This window comes from Anabaena sp. FACHB-83, assembly GCF_014697485.1.
GTDB lineage: Bacteria > Cyanobacteriota > Cyanobacteriia > Cyanobacteriales > Nostocaceae > Nostoc_B.
On sequence record NZ_JACJRY010000006.1, the window covers coordinates 309,775 to 326,650 of the forward strand.

At 39.5% G+C, this 16,876-nt stretch carries 13 protein-coding genes and 1 CRISPR repeat array; of the genes, 8 read left to right on the forward strand and 5 right to left on the reverse strand.

From position 1 onward, the window contains the following. Positions 1 to 94 precede the first annotated feature (94 nt). Together H6G79_RS10505 and H6G79_RS10510 are read left to right on the forward strand one after the other, a co-directional pair. On the forward strand, positions 95 to 2,155 hold the full coding sequence (locus H6G79_RS10505; RefSeq protein WP_190588974.1) for an ATP-binding protein: 2,061 nt from the start codon (positions 95 to 97) through the stop codon (positions 2,153 to 2,155). Positions 2,156 to 2,311: 156 nt separating this feature from the next. After that, the gene (locus H6G79_RS10510) at positions 2,312 to 3,346 is read left to right on the forward strand and encodes an isochorismatase (RefSeq protein WP_190588973.1); all 1,035 of its coding nucleotides are present in this window, start codon (positions 2,312 to 2,314) and stop codon (positions 3,344 to 3,346) included. A 10-nt stretch (positions 3,347 to 3,356) separates the two neighbouring features. Here H6G79_RS10510 and H6G79_RS10515 read toward each other — a convergent pair whose 3' ends face one another. From H6G79_RS10515 to bamE, 4 genes are all read right to left on the reverse strand, one after another. Next, the gene (locus H6G79_RS10515; RefSeq protein WP_190588971.1) at positions 3,357 to 4,247 is read right to left on the reverse strand and encodes a M23 family metallopeptidase; all 891 of its coding nucleotides are present in this window, start codon (positions 4,245 to 4,247) and stop codon (positions 3,357 to 3,359) included. Positions 4,248 to 4,282: 35 nt separating this feature from the next. Further along, complete coding sequence (locus tag H6G79_RS10520) at positions 4,283 to 5,104, reverse strand: DUF4058 family protein (RefSeq protein WP_190588968.1); 822 nt, start codon at positions 5,102 to 5,104, stop codon at positions 4,283 to 4,285. A 204-nt stretch (positions 5,105 to 5,308) separates the two neighbouring features. Continuing rightward, positions 5,309 to 5,848 carry an SH3 domain-containing protein gene (locus H6G79_RS10525; protein ID WP_190588966.1) on the reverse strand — a complete coding sequence of 180 codons (540 nt, stop codon included), beginning with the start codon at positions 5,846 to 5,848 and terminating at the stop codon, positions 5,309 to 5,311. Between the two features lie 166 nt (positions 5,849 to 6,014). Then, positions 6,015 to 6,560: an outer membrane protein assembly factor BamE gene (gene bamE, locus H6G79_RS10530; protein WP_190588964.1), complete on the reverse strand. Its 546-nt coding sequence runs from the start codon at positions 6,558 to 6,560 to the stop codon at positions 6,015 to 6,017. 254 nt (positions 6,561 to 6,814) lie between these two features. Here bamE and H6G79_RS10535 point away from each other — a divergent pair, with 254 nt between their 5' ends. After that, on the forward strand, positions 6,815 to 7,690 hold the full coding sequence (locus H6G79_RS10535; RefSeq protein ID WP_190588962.1) for a DUF4231 domain-containing protein: 876 nt from the start codon (positions 6,815 to 6,817) through the stop codon (positions 7,688 to 7,690). Between the two features lie 206 nt (positions 7,691 to 7,896). Here the strand turns inward: H6G79_RS10535 and H6G79_RS10540 are convergent, their stop codons facing one another. Beyond that, positions 7,897 to 8,262, reverse strand: coding sequence for a DUF6636 domain-containing protein (locus tag H6G79_RS10540; RefSeq protein ID WP_190588960.1), 366 nt, complete (start codon positions 8,260 to 8,262; stop codon positions 7,897 to 7,899). Positions 8,263 to 8,822: 560 nt separating this feature from the next. Between H6G79_RS10540 and H6G79_RS10545 the strand changes: the two genes are divergently transcribed. From H6G79_RS10545 to H6G79_RS10565, 5 genes are all read left to right on the forward strand, one after another. Continuing rightward, positions 8,823 to 11,078 carry an ATP-binding protein gene (locus H6G79_RS10545; protein ID WP_190588958.1) on the forward strand — a complete coding sequence of 752 codons (2,256 nt, stop codon included), beginning with the start codon at positions 8,823 to 8,825 and terminating at the stop codon, positions 11,076 to 11,078. A gap of 44 nt (positions 11,079 to 11,122) precedes the next feature. Then, the gene (locus H6G79_RS10550; protein ID WP_190588956.1) at positions 11,123 to 11,572 is read left to right on the forward strand and encodes a response regulator; all 450 of its coding nucleotides are present in this window, start codon (positions 11,123 to 11,125) and stop codon (positions 11,570 to 11,572) included. A 226-nt stretch (positions 11,573 to 11,798) separates the two neighbouring features. Then, the gene (locus tag H6G79_RS10555) at positions 11,799 to 13,523 is read left to right on the forward strand and encodes an ATP-binding protein (protein ID WP_190588954.1); all 1,725 of its coding nucleotides are present in this window, start codon (positions 11,799 to 11,801) and stop codon (positions 13,521 to 13,523) included. Between the two features lie 110 nt (positions 13,524 to 13,633). Continuing rightward, a CRISPR array of direct repeats spans positions 13,634 to 14,319; the repeat unit is 37 nt; unit sequence GTTTCAATCCCTGATAGGGATTAAGTGAAATTTCAAT. Positions 14,320 to 15,098: 779 nt separating this feature from the next. Beyond that, positions 15,099 to 16,058, forward strand: a complete 960-nt coding sequence (locus tag H6G79_RS10560; RefSeq protein ID WP_190588952.1) for an orange carotenoid-binding protein — start codon at positions 15,099 to 15,101, stop codon at positions 16,056 to 16,058. A 127-nt stretch (positions 16,059 to 16,185) separates the two neighbouring features. Beyond that, positions 16,186 to 16,512 carry a hypothetical protein gene (locus tag H6G79_RS10565; protein ID WP_190588950.1) on the forward strand — a complete coding sequence of 109 codons (327 nt, stop codon included), beginning with the start codon at positions 16,186 to 16,188 and terminating at the stop codon, positions 16,510 to 16,512. Positions 16,513 to 16,876 lie beyond the last annotated feature (364 nt).

Here is a 16,876-nt window from a genome sequence, read left to right on the forward strand (position 1 = left end):
TACCGCGTAGTCGAACCACTGCCTTCTTCAACGACACTCACGACTCATCACTAAATCCCCATTCGCTAGTCAATACACACCTTGTGGTTCGACAATGGGATCACCTTTTTTCCAAGTACGAGCATTATGTTTGTGTGATATGCACGACTTGATCATAAATTTATTTAGCAACGGTTCATTTATTCCTCATGGTCACTGTTACTTATGGCAACCGGGTTTAGTCTGGCTGCATATTATTTCTGATACCATCATTGCCCTAGCTTACTATTCGATTCCTTTGACTTTGTTCTACTTTGTTCGCAAGCGACAAGATTTGCCTTTTTATTGGATATTCTTGTTATTTGCGGCTTTTATTATTTTTTGCGGTACAACTCATATCGCCGAAATTTGGACATTGTGGCATCCTACCTATTGGCTATCAGGTATTATCAAAGCAGCAACGGCTTTGGTTTCATTATTTACCGCCATAGAACTTGTACCGTTAGTACCAAAAGCACTGGCTCTACCTAGTCCGATGCAATTAAGCGAAGCAAACAAGGCATTACAAGCGCAAATTGCCGAACGCTTAGAAGTGGAAAATCAACTCAGGCGACTACAAGAGGAACTAGAACAGCGTGTTCAAAAAAGAACTGCCCAATTAGTAACAGTTAACCAAAAATTACAACAAGAAATTGATGAGCGTAAACTTGCAGAAGCAGCCTTAGTCAAAAGTGAAGCAAGGTTTCAAAAAATTGCAGCTGCTTCACCTGCACAGATTTATATCTTGGCTTATTATCCAGCTACGAATGAAATGCGTTATGAATATATCAGTTCCGGGGTGGCAGAAATTCAGGAATTAGCACCCCAAACAGTTTTAGCAGATGCTTTATTGACATATCAGCAAGTGCATCCTGATGATTTGCTACTTTATAATCAGCTAACTATTCAAAGTCTTAAAACCCTAGAACCGTTTGCCCATGAATGGCGGATTATTACTCCTTCTGGCAAGATAAAATGGGTACGTGCCAACTCCCGCCCAGAACGCCGGGAAAATGGTGAAATTTGCTGGTATGGAGTGTTACTAGATATCACTGACCTCAAACAAGCCGAGTTGGCTTTGCGTGAGAGTGAAGAGCGATTTCGTTTGGCATTTTATAATGCTCCCATTGGGATGGCGCTGTTGGGATTAGATCAACGCTGGTTGCAAATTAATCCGATGTTAGGTGAAATGCTGGGCTACGCTGAGTTTGAGTTTTTTAGTTTGAGTGTGTTTGACTCAATTCACCCAGAAGATGCACATCAGTTAAGACAAGGTATAGAGCAAGTTTTGAGTAATGAAAATCGCAGTTTTCAAGCGCAGTTACGTTACTTGTGTTATGGCGGACGTATTGCTTGGGGGCTAACGAGTTTATCGTTGGTACAAGATTTCCAAAATCAACCACTCTACTATGTTCTACAAATTCAAGATGTGACTGAACAGCAAGCTATTGAACAGATAAAAAATGAGTTCATTTCGGTTGTGAGTCATGAACTGCGGACTCCACTCACAGCTATTCAAGGATTTTTAGGGCTGTTGAATACGGGGATTTATGATGATAAACCAGAAAAAGCCAAACGGATGATTCAGCAAGCTGCAACAAATAGCGATCGCCTGGTGCGTTTGGTCAATGATATTTTAGACTTGGAGCGTTTATCTTCTGGGCGAGTCCAACTAATCAAACAAGTCTGCAATGCGGCTGATTTGATGCAACGCGCCGTCGGTGAAGTACAACCTATCGCCCTAGCAGCAGCCGTTACAATTACTGTTCAACCCACCACTGCTTGCGTCTGGGCTGATCCTGATTTGATTATCCAAACCCTGACGAATTTATTGAGTAACGCCATCAAATTTTCTCCCCTCAACTCAGTCATTACTTTATCAGCCCAACCCCAAGCCGATTGGGTACTATTTCAAGTCCAAGACCAAGGTAGAGGTATTCCCGCCGATAAACTAGAAACAATATTTGAACGTTTTGAACAAGTTGATGTCTCGGATGCGCGTGCTAAAGGCGGAACAGGCCTCGGTTTGGCAATTTGTCAAAGTATTGTCAAACAACATGGTGGTAGTATTTGGGCAAGCAGTGTTCTTGGTGAAGGTAGTACGTTTTATTTCACCTTGCCTATTTCATATTCATAAAACTTACGCACCAAGATTTTCTGTGGAGACTGGGTGTAGGGGTGTAAGGGTTTTAGATACATACTCAATCAGCATTTGTCTTGGTTGACTTTCTAACAAGATTCGGCTATCACAGCAGCAGAAATGCGATCGCCAGCAACTACCACAGGCTCAAATATGAATACAATTCCACATACACTACCAATTCCCCCGCACTTCCACCCTGATAAAGTCGGCGAAGTCTGGCGCGTCCCTTACCAAGAATGTGCAAGCGCCGCCGAAACTTGGGCAAAGCAATATAATATTCCACCATCAACTGACGACAAAACTCGCATTTGCCTACTATTAATTGATGTTCAAAATACCTTTTGTATTCCCGGATTTGAATTATTTGTCGGTGGTAAATCTGGTAATGCAGCCGTAGAAGATAATCAAAGATTATGTGAATTTATTTATCGTAATTTAGGCACAATTACCACAATTATTCCTACCCTCGATACACATACAGCAATGCAAATTTTTCACCCGATTTTTTGGGTGAATTCTCAAGGGCAACACCCGATACCAGCCGCCACTAATATCACTCCCGCAGATATTGAACAAGGTGTTTGGCAAGTTAACCCCGCAGTTGCCCATAGCATTACTCATGGCAACTATAAATTATTAGAAAAACAAGCCTATCACTACGTTAAACAACTCAGTCAAGATGGTAAATATCCCCTGATTGTTTGGCCTTACCATTCTATTTTGGGTGGCATTGGTCATGCTTTAGTTTCGGCTGTGGAAGAAGCAATATTTTTCCATTGTATGGCGCGGCAAAGTCAGACTCAATTTGAACTTAAAGGTGAGAATGCTTTAACAGAAAATTATTCTATATTACGTCCAGAAGTTTTGATTGGCTTTGATCAATCTCCCCTTGCTCACAAAAATACTAAACTCATCAAGCAACTTTTAGAATTTGATGCTGTGATTATTGGTGGTCAAGCCAAAAGCCATTGTGTGGCTTGGACAATTGATGATTTATTAACAGAAATTAAACAGGTAGATGCTACCCTGGCGAAAAAAGTTTATCTCTTAGAAGATTCCTCTTCTCCGGTTGTCGTTCCTGGTGTTGTAGACTATACCGAACAAGCAGATGCAGCTTTTGCGAGATTTGCTGAGGCTGGAATGCACATTGTGAAAACAACCGAACTGATTGCCAATTTCATCTAACTCAGAATCTTCACTTCTTCAAATAACTTTTGGGATCTTGCGCCACCCATCCTTGGGATGAACTAGAACGCATTTCAAAATGAAGGTGTGGTTGTTGAGTTGTCGGTTCGCCAGTCGTTCCCACCGTACCTAATACATCACCTGTTTTAACTTGCTGATTGACCTTAACCTTGATACTAGCAAGATGAGCATAGCGGCTTTGCAATCCACCACTGTGGTTAATAATCACCAATTGACCATAACTACCTTGCTCTTGAGCAAATACTACAGTACCAGGAGCGATCGCCTCTACCGGAGTACCCACAGCCGCTAACAAATCTACACCACTGTGAAAAAATACTTCCTTGTTGCGAGGATTAATTTGCCAACCATAACCCAACCCCAGCGTTGTAGCCTGCTCTAAAGGATAGCCGCTAATAGCTGCACGAGTTGGTGTATTAGAATTTGTTGGGATCAGCGATGTAGTTTGCGGTGGATTTGGCAACCAATTTAACCCAGGAACAAAAACAATTTTTGGATTTGCTTGACAACCATTAATTTCAAACAGCGCATCAGGCCGAACTTTATATTTTGCTGCTACCTCTCGCCAACTTTGTCCAGTCGGAACTTCCACCACAATTCCGTTATAAGGTGGTATTTGCAGTTCACTACCCACACTCACACGGCCATTGTTCACATTTGGGTTCATGACAATCAGTGTTTCAGGCGCGAGATTGTAGCTTTGGGCGATGCTTTCTAAAGTTTCGCCACGCGCCACTTTATGACGTTGAAAGCGATTTAAAGCCGGAGTTGGACAGTTGGCGGTTTGTGCATTAGCTATTTCTAAGTTTGGCAGTGCTGATGCTAGTCCCAACGTACTAACTAAGCTACAAAGCAAAAGCAAACGAGCAGAAAATGTCATGAGTCTTAATTTCAGAGAAACCCTAACTTTAAATTTTAATTGGGGATTTCTGGACTGTGGGCGATTGAGCGCAATCCTTTGGTTTGTAACATTTCATTTGCCCAGGCTGCATCTGCTTCTGACAACGCTGGGAAGGGCGCTTGGTTGTAATCTATGACTAAATCATAAGCTGATATTTCATACACCTCGTTTAATAATGTCTGCAAATTAAGAATTGGCTCGTTATCTCCTGCACGTAGGGGTAAGGAAAAAGACGGAATGACATCTTGGATATTAAAGGCATATAAATCAGCATAAGGGCGGCGATCGCCACGACAAATTAAAATTCGGTAATGACTTTCAATGTCAGTATCAAAAAATGGCATCTTTTCACCATTTCGGAGTAAATCTATTTCTAGTAGATGAGTTTGACTTCCTAGTATTTCTTGCCGTTTTTCCTCATAGATTTGCCTACCTTTACCACGACGTTTGTTAGTTGGCGATAAAATTTCTATGATAGTCACTACATTTTCTGTACCAACTTCTCTTACTTCTAAATAACCTTCTTTGATAATTTCTGGTGTAGGAATTTTAACTTTTATGGGTTTGGCAACTGGTTCTGCAACTGCAAGATTAACATTACTATTATTACGATTAATTACCCCTGGCGAGCCTTGAATTGACACATCTGGTATGCCAACTAGTGATGCGTTCTCCATACTAGATTCATACATCCTGACTTCTACAACAACTCGATATTTAGGACGCAGTTGCGGAGATAAAAACCTGGCAATTTCACTAATTAATAAGTGATGTACACTAGGCCATATACGCGGATGCTCTAAATACGGGTTCATTCCTGGGAATGGAGAAGGCATTTATTTACCTCAAGCTCAATTTTATTAGACTATGAGTACTAACTTTTATGGTAACTGCTCCACTCCCGACAATATTAGGACTTATGCAACTGGCATATTTTTTCTGTAGGGTGTGTGACGCAACGAGAAGATTTGAACGTAGTCATCAGATTTATAGCGTCACGCACCAACCAGCAATTGTGACACTTACGTAAGTCCTGAATATTACGAACAAGTTGTTAAGGCTGCACCACACTGATCTTCTCTCGTTAACCAACCCTTGATACCTTGATATTCTACTTGCGCCCAATCTCCTTGACAGCCTAATAATTTCACCGCCGTCTCAGCCGGGATTTTGCCGATTTTTCGGCTTTGTTGATTAGCATTAGCGTAAATATTCACCCCACTAGTACCATAACCACGAGTAGATAAACCCAATTTTCCTACAGATACCCAACCTTTACCTGTAAAACCAGCACTAGCATTTGTAATCTGTACCCAGTTTTTAGTAGCTGCAACAATCTGGACTGTTTCGTTAATTGGTACTTGTCCTAAAATTTTGTGACGCAGACTTATACCACTCCGCACATTTAAGCCTTGCGGATCTGGATCAGTCACATAAGCGTAAATATCACATTTTTTAACATTAAGTGATTTTGCGAGAACAATTTGCTCGGATATACCAGTATTGACCAATATACTTATACTTGTGAGTCCTAATGTAATTACTAGCTTTGTGAGGGAGTGATTGATATTTTTATTCATACTGACTTGAAAGTGCTGAGTGCTGAGTGCTGAGTAAAAATCCTATGAGCTAGTCAAGAGTCCTGATTTCTTTTTTGGTTGTGGGATTTTTCCGTGATTAGCTGATTGGATATTGGCTCAAAAGCCTGCATTATTTATAGCAAACCTCTATCTCCACAGGTAAAAGTTAGAGTAGCTGTTCACTATACTGAATTTCTGTGACTTTGCCAGCTTCTATACTAAACGTCAATGCGGCGGCGCTATCTGGACTACCAACCCCATATACTAAAAAAGTGACGTTGCCTTCTTTCGATATATATGGCTTTCCGTAAGCCTTGATTACCTGAGATTGGGTATCACCAACTTTTACACCCGTAGGAGTGAGAAATTTAGAACTACGGGTAACAAAGTAATAAACAAAGAATAAGTTTTTCGGTTTGTTGACATAGGGGACTAAATATAAAGAAATATTAGGATATTGCAGGGTGCGAATATTGTCACCAACTCCAGGACTAAATTCGGTTTTAGTGCTGGTGGGTTTTCCTAAAATGCGGCGTACTTGTTGTTCCGACATTCCCGGACGAATTTTTCCCAGTCCAGCTTTCTCCACAGGGATGATTACACCTTGAGATTGTGCTATTTGTGGAGACTGTGCCGAAATCAAGCCTTGGTTAGCTGTCAACGCCAGCGAAAATAAGCCAGTTAATGCGGTGATTAAAATAATTTTTTTCATTTGAGTATTCCACTTACATCTCTCAGCCAGATTTGACAAGTGTAATTGTACTGTTTGTCAGCAGGGATAACGGCTGTGTTATAACATACTAAATTCTGCCGCAGAAAGTGTTTTTAAGCACTTTGTTTGTATCCAGTCTAGAGAAAGATTTTCGCTGAAAGTCAAAATTTACAAGTATTTTCGGCTGTACGAGGATTTCTCTAGCTGATATAACAGTATTTGATTTTACAGGTTAATCCAGCGCATACACAATCATGATTACTTCCGACATTTCTAGCTTTGAACAGCAACCACAAAGAGAAAGTTCCCGCAGTTTAGATTTATCTCTCACAGCCAACAGGAAAAGTTTATTTATCTTAAAACTTTTGGAATATTTATTGGCTGCTGCTTTTGTCTGCTGTGGTATTTTACTAACTGTTTATGCCAATAACGAAAATTTGGTCATTGTAGGAGCGATCGCTTTAACAATTTTGACTTTCTTATTTTTATTTAACAGGCAGTTATTTCAAGATTCACAAAATGTTGCCAACCGTAGTTATTTGACAAAAAAAGCCGAAATTTATAGTTATATGCTAAACAACAATAATTTGTTGTTGGAAAATAATCCAATTGTTCCGGCCAGAGAAAAAGCTTTACAGTATTGCCAGGATTTAATTGATGATTATAAAAAAGCTCGAAATCTTTCGAGAAATCTTTACTATGTTCTGCAAATATCTACGGTTATTTTATCAGGTGTGACTCCAATTTTAGTTTTGGTGGATAAACTCGAAGTTGGTCAAAATTGGCTGAAATGGCTCCCTGTAATTTGTCCAGCAGTTGCCTCAATAGTAGCTAGTATTGTCACCTCATTTCCTTTTCAAAAAAATTGGGTTGCAGCTAACACAACCTTAGAATTATTAGAGGCTGAACAAGAAAAATTTATTTTGGGTGTAACCCCAGCTTATCGCTGTTATGACGCATCTGATAGCAGTCAGCAGCAACAAAAAGCCAGCCAAGCAATTGAACAATTTATTGTGCAGGTGAATAATATTCATCTTCAACAAGTACAACAAGCTAGTGAAGTCCAGCAGGAGAAAAAAGAGACCGAACAAAATAATACAAATAATTCTGAATCACGGGAGGATGGTTAATTCATATTTTGTTTAACTTGTTAACCTTACCTTATATATAAGGTAAGGTTAACAAGAATTATCGCCAATCTTCTTTGAGGAGATGGATTTTAGAAATAAGTTGCGAATCGCATTTATTCAGCATTAAGCCCCGGCTTCTAGTTGTCGGGGCTTGTTTTAAGAGTAGTTGATGATGAAGCGATCGCACTCAACTTAATGCTGATATTTTAAAAGAATCTTTGTTTCTCTCGGCTCAGTTCCCAGCCTCTTTGATCGCGGTTAGTGCAAGTTAAGCCTGTTCTTCTGGATGTGCAGACAATACCTTCATAACGTAATGTCTTACCATATTGCAAAACAGGGTTTTGGGGATTTACTGTTGTATCACCATAACAACCCCGATAACCACGACCCTGTGCATCGAGAATAAAGGCATGACCCCAGTCTAATTCACAGTTTCTTGGTCTAGGTGGAATTTTTGCAGTAATTTTTATAATATCGCAACGAATGTTTTGATCTGCAATATAACAGTGAATATTTCCAGTAGGTGTTTGAAATGATGATTCTGCTTGGGCGATCGCCGGCAAAGATATCATAGAAACTAAACTGGTTGTCAAAATAGTCAAAAAATTCTTGCACTTCATACAAAATACCTTGTCGGAAATAAAAAGTTTTTGATAGCAAATTTGTCTTTTTCAGGCTGGTGCAACTTTTTCTAAATGCACACATCCCTTTTTTTGATTTGCCGCATCAATTATAGCGTCAATATTAATACAAGCAACTACTTAAGCAACTACAGTACAAATAAAATAAATAAACTTTATAATTACTACTAATACTTGCTTTGACGGTTTGACAAAAATTCAAGTTCCAGCGAGATTAAAAACAAGTGTAACTTTTATGTCCTAAATTTTTAGTGACTAAAAATCATCTATAGGACTCATATTTGATTTGGGAAAAAAATCAGTACACTCAGATCAGGCTTCTTTCCTACTCCCCATTCCCTACCTACACAAATAAATTCAGAAATCAAACCGGATTCCTATAGATGTTAGCAATTCATAAGTTTCTATCAATCTGGAGCAAGAGCAAGGCAGAATAATTCCTATCTGCGATTTAGTGCATTGTCATCAGTTAAACTTTATCTATCCACACCATGAGTCCTGAAGACATCACTACTCAACCTGCTTCTGAGAACAGCCATGACCAACCGATTCATCTTTCTGGGTCGATACAGCCGCATGGTTTACTATTGGCTTTGAATACTGAATTAGCAATTTGGCAAGTCAGCAACAACACCGCCACTTATCTAGACAAACAACCCCAAGATTTACTCGGTCAACCACTGAGTTGTTTACTGGCGACTCCCCAGATAACAGCCATTAAACAATGCTTAGAGAAAAAAATTGGGACTTTTACGATTTTGAAAATACCAATTACCACTGGTAATCAAGTACGCTACTTTGATGGGATTGCTCACCGAACAACCAATGCAGTAATTTTGGAACTAGAACCAAAAAACAGTGATGAAGATATCAGTTTTTTAGGTTTTCATACTTTGGTGAGTGAAGCGATCGCACATTTGCAACACACCACAAATTTAGCAGAATTTCTGCATTTAGTCGCCACCGAATATCGCCAAATCACCGCTTTTGACCGCGTGATGATCTATCAATTTGATGAACAAGGCGCAGGTTCAGTAGTTGCAGAAGCTAAACGAGAAGATTTATCACCTTATTTGGGACTTCACTTTCCCGCTACAGATATTCCCACACCAGTCAGACAGCTATACACCCAATGTCTACAGCGATTTATCCCCGATTTTACCGCCCAATCTGTACAGTTAATTTCCCAAGATGCAGCTACACCCCTTGATTTAACTTGGTCGGTATTGCGGAGTGTAGATCCATGCTGTATTACCTATCATCAAAATATGGGCGTATCTACTATTTTGGTGATTGCTTTAATTAAAAATCAACAGTTGTGGGGGTTAATTTCCTGTCATCATCAAACACCAAAATATCTCACTTACGAAGTGCGGAAAATCTGCGAATTTCTCGGTCAAATTGTCTCCTCAGAGTTAGGACATAAAGTTATTCACTCTGAATTAGACTACGAAGTGAAGTTGAAATCCCTCCAAGCTGAATTTGTTGAGTTAATTTCCCAAGCCGATAATTTTATTGATGCTTTAATTAAACCGCAACCAAGTTTACTTGCCCTTGTTAGTGCCACCGGAGCAGCTGTATGTTTAGACAATGAAATTACACTGGTGGGTGCAACGCCAGAAATAGAAAAGGTACGGAAATTAATTACTTGGGTAGATAATCACGTTAGTGAACGCATATTTGCTACTAATTCTCTGCCGAAACTTTACCCAGAAGCGATTCAATTTAAAAATACTGCCAGTGGGTTGCTGTTGTTACGTATTTCTCAAGTCCAGCGTTACTATATTTTGTGGTTTCGTCCCGAAGTCGTGCAGACTATTAATTGGGCAGGCAATCCCAATGAATCAATCCAGACAAATACAGATGGTAGTATTACTCTGTGTCCGCGCACATCTTTTGAAAAGTGGCAAGAAATCGTCCAGTTAACATCTCTACCTTGGAAACAGTGTGAGATTGATAATGCTTGGGCTTTGAAGGGGGCAATTGTTGGTATTGTTCTTTCTAAAGCGGAAGAATTAGCCAAAATCAACCAAGAGTTAGAACGCAGTAACCGCGAACTTGCTTCTTTTGCTTATGCAGCGTCTCATGATTTGAAAGAACCTTTGCGCGGGATTTATAATTTCTCGACAATTTTAATCGAAGATTATGCCGACATCTTAGATGCAGATGGCATTGACTACTTACAGACTGTCCTTGCTTTGTCTGTGCGGATGGAAACGCTGATTAATTCGCTGCTGCGCCTCTCGCAATTAGGGCAAACAGAATTACATCTCCAACTAACTGATTTTAATGAACTGCTAAACCAAGTAATTGATGTCATTCAAGCCAGCCGTCAAGAAGCACAACTGAATATTGACATTCCTCGACCTTTACCAGCAGTTCAGTGTGACCCGGTATTAGTCCATGAAGTTTTTACTAATTTAATAATTAATGCTTTGAAATATAACGATAAACCAGAACCATTGATTGAAATTGGCTTTATTACTCAGCAAGAATCAGATAAACTCCAAAAATTCACTTTATTTCCCGTTTTTTACGTCAAAGATAACGGAATTGGTATTCAACCCCATCATTACCAAACCATCTTTCGTCTATTTAAGCGGCTGCACTCGCAAGAAAAGTATGGCGGCGGTACAGGTGCAGGACTCGCCATTTCTAAAAAAATTGTTGAGTTACACGGCGGTCAGATTTGGGTGGAATCTAGTATGGGCAATGGTTCCACGTTTTATTTCACGTTGCGGCAATAGTTTAAGATATTTGAAAAATTTTGTTACATTTTTTAAAATCTCTGATGACAAAAAAACTTAACAAACCTCTGTTGGTTGTTGAGGATAGCAATGAAGACTTTAAAATGTTGCAACGCCTAATGCGGCGGTTGGCTGTCCAGAACCCTATATATAGATGTACAAACGGGGATGAGGTTTTGGACTTCCTTTATCAAGAAGAGGATTCCCAAAACCCGAACACCATACCGAAGCCTTCGGTGATTTTGCTTGACCTGAATTTACCTGGGATTGATGGCCGTGACATCCTAGAACGGCTCAAGCAAGATATCAGTTTAAAGAAAATCCCCATTGTGGTATTCACCACGTCATCTAACCCCAAAGACATTGAATTTTGCTACCAAAAAGGTGCCAATGGCTATCTAGTCAAGCCGATGGATGCTCAAGAACTGCAAAAGACAGTCCAAGCATTTGTTGAGTATTGGTTGGAGAGGAATACAGTACCGCCTGCGGATTAGAGGCTCCGGCAAAGCCGGAGAAGTCAAAAGTATTCTTGATTTTTGACTTTTACTTTTGCCTTTTGACTTACCGCTACGTGGTTGGGGCAGAAGGCAGGAGTTTATTTCTAGCCCCTAACCCCTTAAACTTAAGATTTAATTTATATTTTTGTAATAGTTAGTTAATATTGCTGTCATTTGTGGGATGCTAAGTCAAGGAGTGTAAATATTCTCCCTAATTCTTAATATGCCGGACACCTGGACGCTACTCATCATTGATGATTGTGCCGAGGATCGGAAAGTTTATCGTCGGTACTTATTAAAAGATCCCCAAAATTCATATCAGATATTCGAGGCTGACTCTGCGGAAGAAGGGTTGGCGTTATGCCAAGCAATTCACTGTGATGTGATTTTGCTGGATTTTTGCTTGCCCGATATGAGTGGCTTAGATTTGTTAGAACGCTTGCAAAAGTGTCGAAGTGAAACACCTGCTTCTATTATTATGTTGACTGGGCGTGGTGATGAAGCGGTTGCGGTGCAGGCAATGAAGCGTGGTGCTGATGATTATTTAGTGAAAAAGCACCTCCAGTTAGATGTTTTACAATTAGCAGTGCGTAATGCTATTAAGCAATCTTGTCTGAAAGTTAAACTCAGTCAAACGCAAGAAAGACAGCGTTTAATTGCGACGACAGCACTGAGGATTCGTCAGTCTTTAAATGTCGAAGAAATTTTGCATACGGCTGTAGTGGAAGTACAGCAACTTTTGAAGTGCGATCGCGTGATTATTTATCAGTTTACCTCTGATATGGGTGGTAAGATAGTTGCCTCTTCTGGGGAAATTGAACAAGTATATGATCAGATTTCCGATGTTTACCATCAACCAGAAACTCACTTTGTCACCACACAAGAAGCACATAGTACAAATGTACGCAGGCAAAAAAGTTTAGTTGTTGCCTACAGTAACCTCGGTGAAAATCATCAATGGCGACACAGACGCAGAATTTCTCGTGTTTATGAAGCAAGTTTGAGTCATTTTTGCTTTCACAAAAAAGAGCAATTAAATACTCAGGCTAATTTAGTAGTTCCAATTAATGTTAGTCATAATAGCCACCCCAATCCGAAACTTTGGGGTTTTTTAATTGCTCAACCCAGTTCGGAAGATAAGCTATGGCCTGCTGATGAAGTGGAAATTCTCAACCAAGTATCGGTGCAGTTGGCAATAGCAATTCAACAAGCAGAACTATTAGAAATGACTCAATCTGCACTTGTCAAAGAAAAGGAACTCAATAATTTTAAATCGCAAATTGTCACTACAGTTTCTCACGAATACCGCACACCTTTAGCTTCAATTTTGGCGGCTGCATCAACAATTAAACAGCACGGCGAACAGTTAGGTGATGCGAAAAAAAATCGCTTTTTGCAGATTATTGAGCAGAAAGCAAGACACATGTCTAAACTTGTGGATGATATGCTTTTGGTTCATCAATTAGAATTGGATAAAACTAAATTTAAACCACAGCCTTTAGATATATTCCAGTTTATTTCTGAGTTAATTGCTGAACAACAAGAAATATTAGATAATCGCCATGAAATCATTTTACAAGTGACAGGCAATTATCAAAACTTTTGGGGCGATCGCGGACTTTTGCGCCAAATATTTTTAAACTTATTATCTAATGCCATCAAGTATTCTCCTGATGGTGGTAATGTTATCGTTTATCTCAATGGTAAAGAATCAGAAATATTTATCGAAATTCAAGACGAAGGCATTGGTATTCCTCTCGTAGATCAAGAAAATCTGTTTAAATCTTTTAGTCGGGGTAGTAATGTTGACACCATACAAGGAACAGGTTTGGGTTTAGTAATTACTAAAGCTTGTGTAGAGTTACATGGTGGGAATATTAGTTTATCTAGTCAAGAAGAAAAGGGAACTAAAGTTACAATTAGATTGCCAAAAAGATACACTCATTAAACACCTATAGCAATCCTAAATAAGTCGTGAAAAACATAGATATGGAAACGAACCGCCAAGAACGCAAAGGACGCAAAGGTAAGAAAGAAGAAAAAGATATAGAAATTTTACCAATGATTTAGGACAGGGATTAAGTGAAATTTCAACTTAAACGGGCAAAGGCTAAAAAAGCTTAGTCAACACGTTTCAATCCCTGATAGGGATTAAGTGAAATTTCAATACAGTATTGTATTTAGCGTCAGGTTCTTGTTTTAATCTGTTTCAATCCCTGATAGGGATTAAGTGAAATTTCAATGCACAAAAAATGGTGGGTGACTGCTAAACACCCAGTTTCAATCCCTGATAGGGATTAAGTGAAATTTCAATGATAGCTTGTGTATGCCAAAATTGCACAAATAATCGTTTCAATCCCTGATAGGGATTAAGTGAAATTTCAATCCATTGTTTATACAACAATAGAACTATTAAGGAAGTTTCAATCCCTGATAGGGATTAAGTGAAATTTCAATAAGCAATGCAGGGTCAAGCCTGCGGTAGAAACCAGTTTCAATCCCTGATAGGGATTAAGTGAAATTTCAATATGGATTTGCTATTGTTGGTGAATCATTGGTAAAAAGTTTCAATCCCTGATAGGGATTAAGTGAAATTTCAATAATTTTATCCATTCGTCATTTCGTAATAAATAAAAATGTTTCAATCCCTGATAGGGATTAAGTGAAATTTCAATAATCATACTCAGAGCAAAACACCACATTACAGGTTTCAATCCCTGATAGGGATTAAGTGAAATTTCAATGGCGGGGGCTGGAAAATCAGTCTGTATTTGGTTTTCAATGTTCAGTTTCGCGGATGAGTTGATTATAACACTAGTAAATGTCAGTTGATTTATAGTGAATCGCTGAAACCTGGACAGCGTAAGGTGCGCGGATGATTTTAATTTAATTTTTCTCGAAAAGCTTATGTGGAAAACCATACAAGGATTTTGTCTCAAGCTTGATTTTCTACACCCACCCATCCGCGCATTTTTAGGTGCTAGGAACATAACAGAGACAAGGTAGACAAGGAGGACAGGGTAGACAAGGTAGCGCGATGTTTGTAATTTATGTAGGATTGCTGTATTGCTTATCCATGTTGGGTTTCACTTCGTTACACCCAACCTACTTTTATTTTTAATAGCTTTAAATCTTGCCTCAGAAACACCTATTTTATCAGCGTTTATCTGCGTCCATCTGCGGTTAATTTTTCTATGTATTCCATAGCTATGAGCCTGGGATTTTAATTCTAGGCGGGATTTACCTGAATTTCTCACAAGATAGAAATCCAGGGGTGTGCAAGGAGTAGGAGGATAGTGAAGAAATCTTTCCCCCACACTCCCCACCCATCCGTGAGAAATTCGGGTTTAGCTCTTTTGCCTTTCTCCACCAGACTGGAGGTGTATTTTGCAATGCCATTAAAATTTGTGAATATTTATTAACTTTTGTGATATTTTTGTAACAGGTCGCTAAAACTTGAACGTTCAAACGCTCTTGCCTGCGTCCTTTAGTTGTAAATACGATTAAGGTTAAGTGTGTAAATATGGCAATTACAATTGACTCGGCTCGCGGTATTTTCCCAGAAACCTTATCTGCTGATGCAGTACCAGCGACCATTGCTAGATTTAAGCAACTCAGTGCGGAAGATCAGCTGGCTTGGACTTGGTTTGCTTATTTAGAAATGGGTAAAACAATTACGGTTGCTGCTCCAGGCGCTGCTCGGATGCAGTTTGCTGAAGCAACTCTCGATCAAATTCGGAAAATGACTTTTACTGAGCAAAGTCAGGTAATGTGCGATCTCGCCAACAATGCTGATACACCTATTTGTCGTACCTATGCTACTTGGTCAGCAAACATCAAACTAGGGTTCTGGTATCAACTTGGGGTATGGATGGATCAAGGTATTGTTGCGCCAATTCCTGCTGGTTATCAGCTTTCTGCCAATGCTTCAGCAGTACTGCAAGCAGTTAGAGAACTAGATCAGGGACAACAAATTACTGTTTTACGCAACTCTGTAGTTGATATGGGATTTGACCCCAACAAGTTGGGTGACTATACAAGAGTTTCTGAACCTGTTGTTGCACCAAAGGATGTGTCGCAACGTACTAAAGTCACTATTGAAGGCATTACAAATGAAACAGTGCTGAGTTATATGGACAATCTTAATGCCAATGATTTTGGGGCATTAATTGATTTGTTCGCGCCTGATGCAGCTTTGCAACCTCCTTTCCAAAGACCAATTGTTGGTAGAGATGCGATTCTGCGATTTTTCAACGAAGAATGTCAAAACCTCAGATTGCTTCCAGAAAGAGGCGTTTCTGAACCAGCAGAAGAAGGTTACACCCAAATCAAAGTTACAGGTAAAGTCCAAACTCCTTGGTTTGGTGCTAGTGTCGGGATGAATATGGCTTGGAGATTTTTAATTAATCCTAAAGGTAAAATTTTCTTTGTAGCAATTGATTTGCTGGCATCTCCTAAAGAACTATTAAATTTAGTTCGCTAGAAGAATTACCAGCTAATAACTATACCTTGAATGATTGTGTGGGCGCTCTCTAGTCAAGGGCGCTCATATTTTTGGCAGCAAATGACCCATTGATAAAATAATTAACGCATAAACTTTAAGGTTCGGAATGCAAGTGAGTGAGATTGAATGGTCTAAGACCGAGGAAGAAATAGCTAAACAAGCTTTTGAAAAAGCATATAAACGCGAAATTGAGGCTGTGATCCAAGAAGTTCAGCAAAGATCCAGTATGATGACACAGGCTGATGAGATGTGGCAGTTACATGATTTCTTAAGTGCTAGAAGGCATGAAATAGATGGTAAATATGACTACAGATATTCAGTTCTGATCTTTGTCTTTGCTAGGTTGATCAAAGAGGGCTGGCTACATCTTGATGAACTACAGGGACTGGAAAAAGATAAGTTGACCAAAGTAGCCGTTATGACTCGTATGTAAAAAGTGAACCAGCTTCACACTTGATAGCAGCAGATAGACAGAGATGTTTTCTGCTGCATTTCTTTTGTAACAACACTTTGTTGACATCCTCACCGCAGCTTTTAACAAGTTTCGCGTAATTCCCCTTCCTCAGCGAAGCAGGGAGGGGATGTAAGCGGGTCAAAAACGTTAGCGAAGCGGTAGCGAGTCTTCGAGCGTCAACGCCCATCATACCAATTTTTACAGCAGGTGAAACAGGTATGGTGGGCAGATGAGTCTTCATCTTGAAAACTGAATTTTGCTAATGGTACTATACCATGAGTCTCAATTACTGTAAGGGGGTGGTAATTAGTGGCATTGCGTAGAGCGACTTTTAGGTTATATC

Bases quoted from the DNA above. Each gene is read 5' to 3' on its own strand.
- H6G79_RS10550 (WP_190588956.1), top strand. From the start codon at position 11,123: ATGACAAAAAAACTTAACAAACCTCTGTTGGTTGTTGAGGATAGCAAT.
- H6G79_RS10510 (WP_190588973.1), top strand. From the start codon at position 2,312: ATGAATACAATTCCACATACACTACCAATTCCCCCGCACTTCCACCCT.
- H6G79_RS10525 (WP_190588966.1), bottom strand. From the start codon at position 5,848: ATGAATAAAAATATCAATCACTCCCTCACAAAGCTAGTAATTACATTA.
- bamE (WP_190588964.1), bottom strand. From the start codon at position 6,560: ATGAAAAAAATTATTTTAATCACCGCATTAACTGGCTTATTTTCGCTG.
- H6G79_RS10535 (WP_190588962.1), top strand. From the start codon at position 6,815: ATGATTACTTCCGACATTTCTAGCTTTGAACAGCAACCACAAAGAGAA.
- H6G79_RS10545 (WP_190588958.1), top strand. From the start codon at position 8,823: ATGAGTCCTGAAGACATCACTACTCAACCTGCTTCTGAGAACAGCCAT.
- H6G79_RS10520 (WP_190588968.1), bottom strand. From the start codon at position 5,104: ATGCCTTCTCCATTCCCAGGAATGAACCCGTATTTAGAGCATCCGCGT.
- H6G79_RS10555 (WP_190588954.1), top strand. From the start codon at position 11,799: ATGCCGGACACCTGGACGCTACTCATCATTGATGATTGTGCCGAGGAT.
- H6G79_RS10505 (WP_190588974.1), top strand. From the start codon at position 95: ATGGGATCACCTTTTTTCCAAGTACGAGCATTATGTTTGTGTGATATG.
- H6G79_RS10565 (WP_190588950.1), top strand. From the start codon at position 16,186: ATGCAAGTGAGTGAGATTGAATGGTCTAAGACCGAGGAAGAAATAGCT.
- H6G79_RS10540 (WP_190588960.1), bottom strand. From the start codon at position 8,262: ATGATATCTTTGCCGGCGATCGCCCAAGCAGAATCATCATTTCAAACA.
- H6G79_RS10560 (WP_190588952.1), top strand. From the start codon at position 15,099: ATGGCAATTACAATTGACTCGGCTCGCGGTATTTTCCCAGAAACCTTA.
- H6G79_RS10515 (WP_190588971.1), bottom strand. From the start codon at position 4,247: ATGACATTTTCTGCTCGTTTGCTTTTGCTTTGTAGCTTAGTTAGTACG.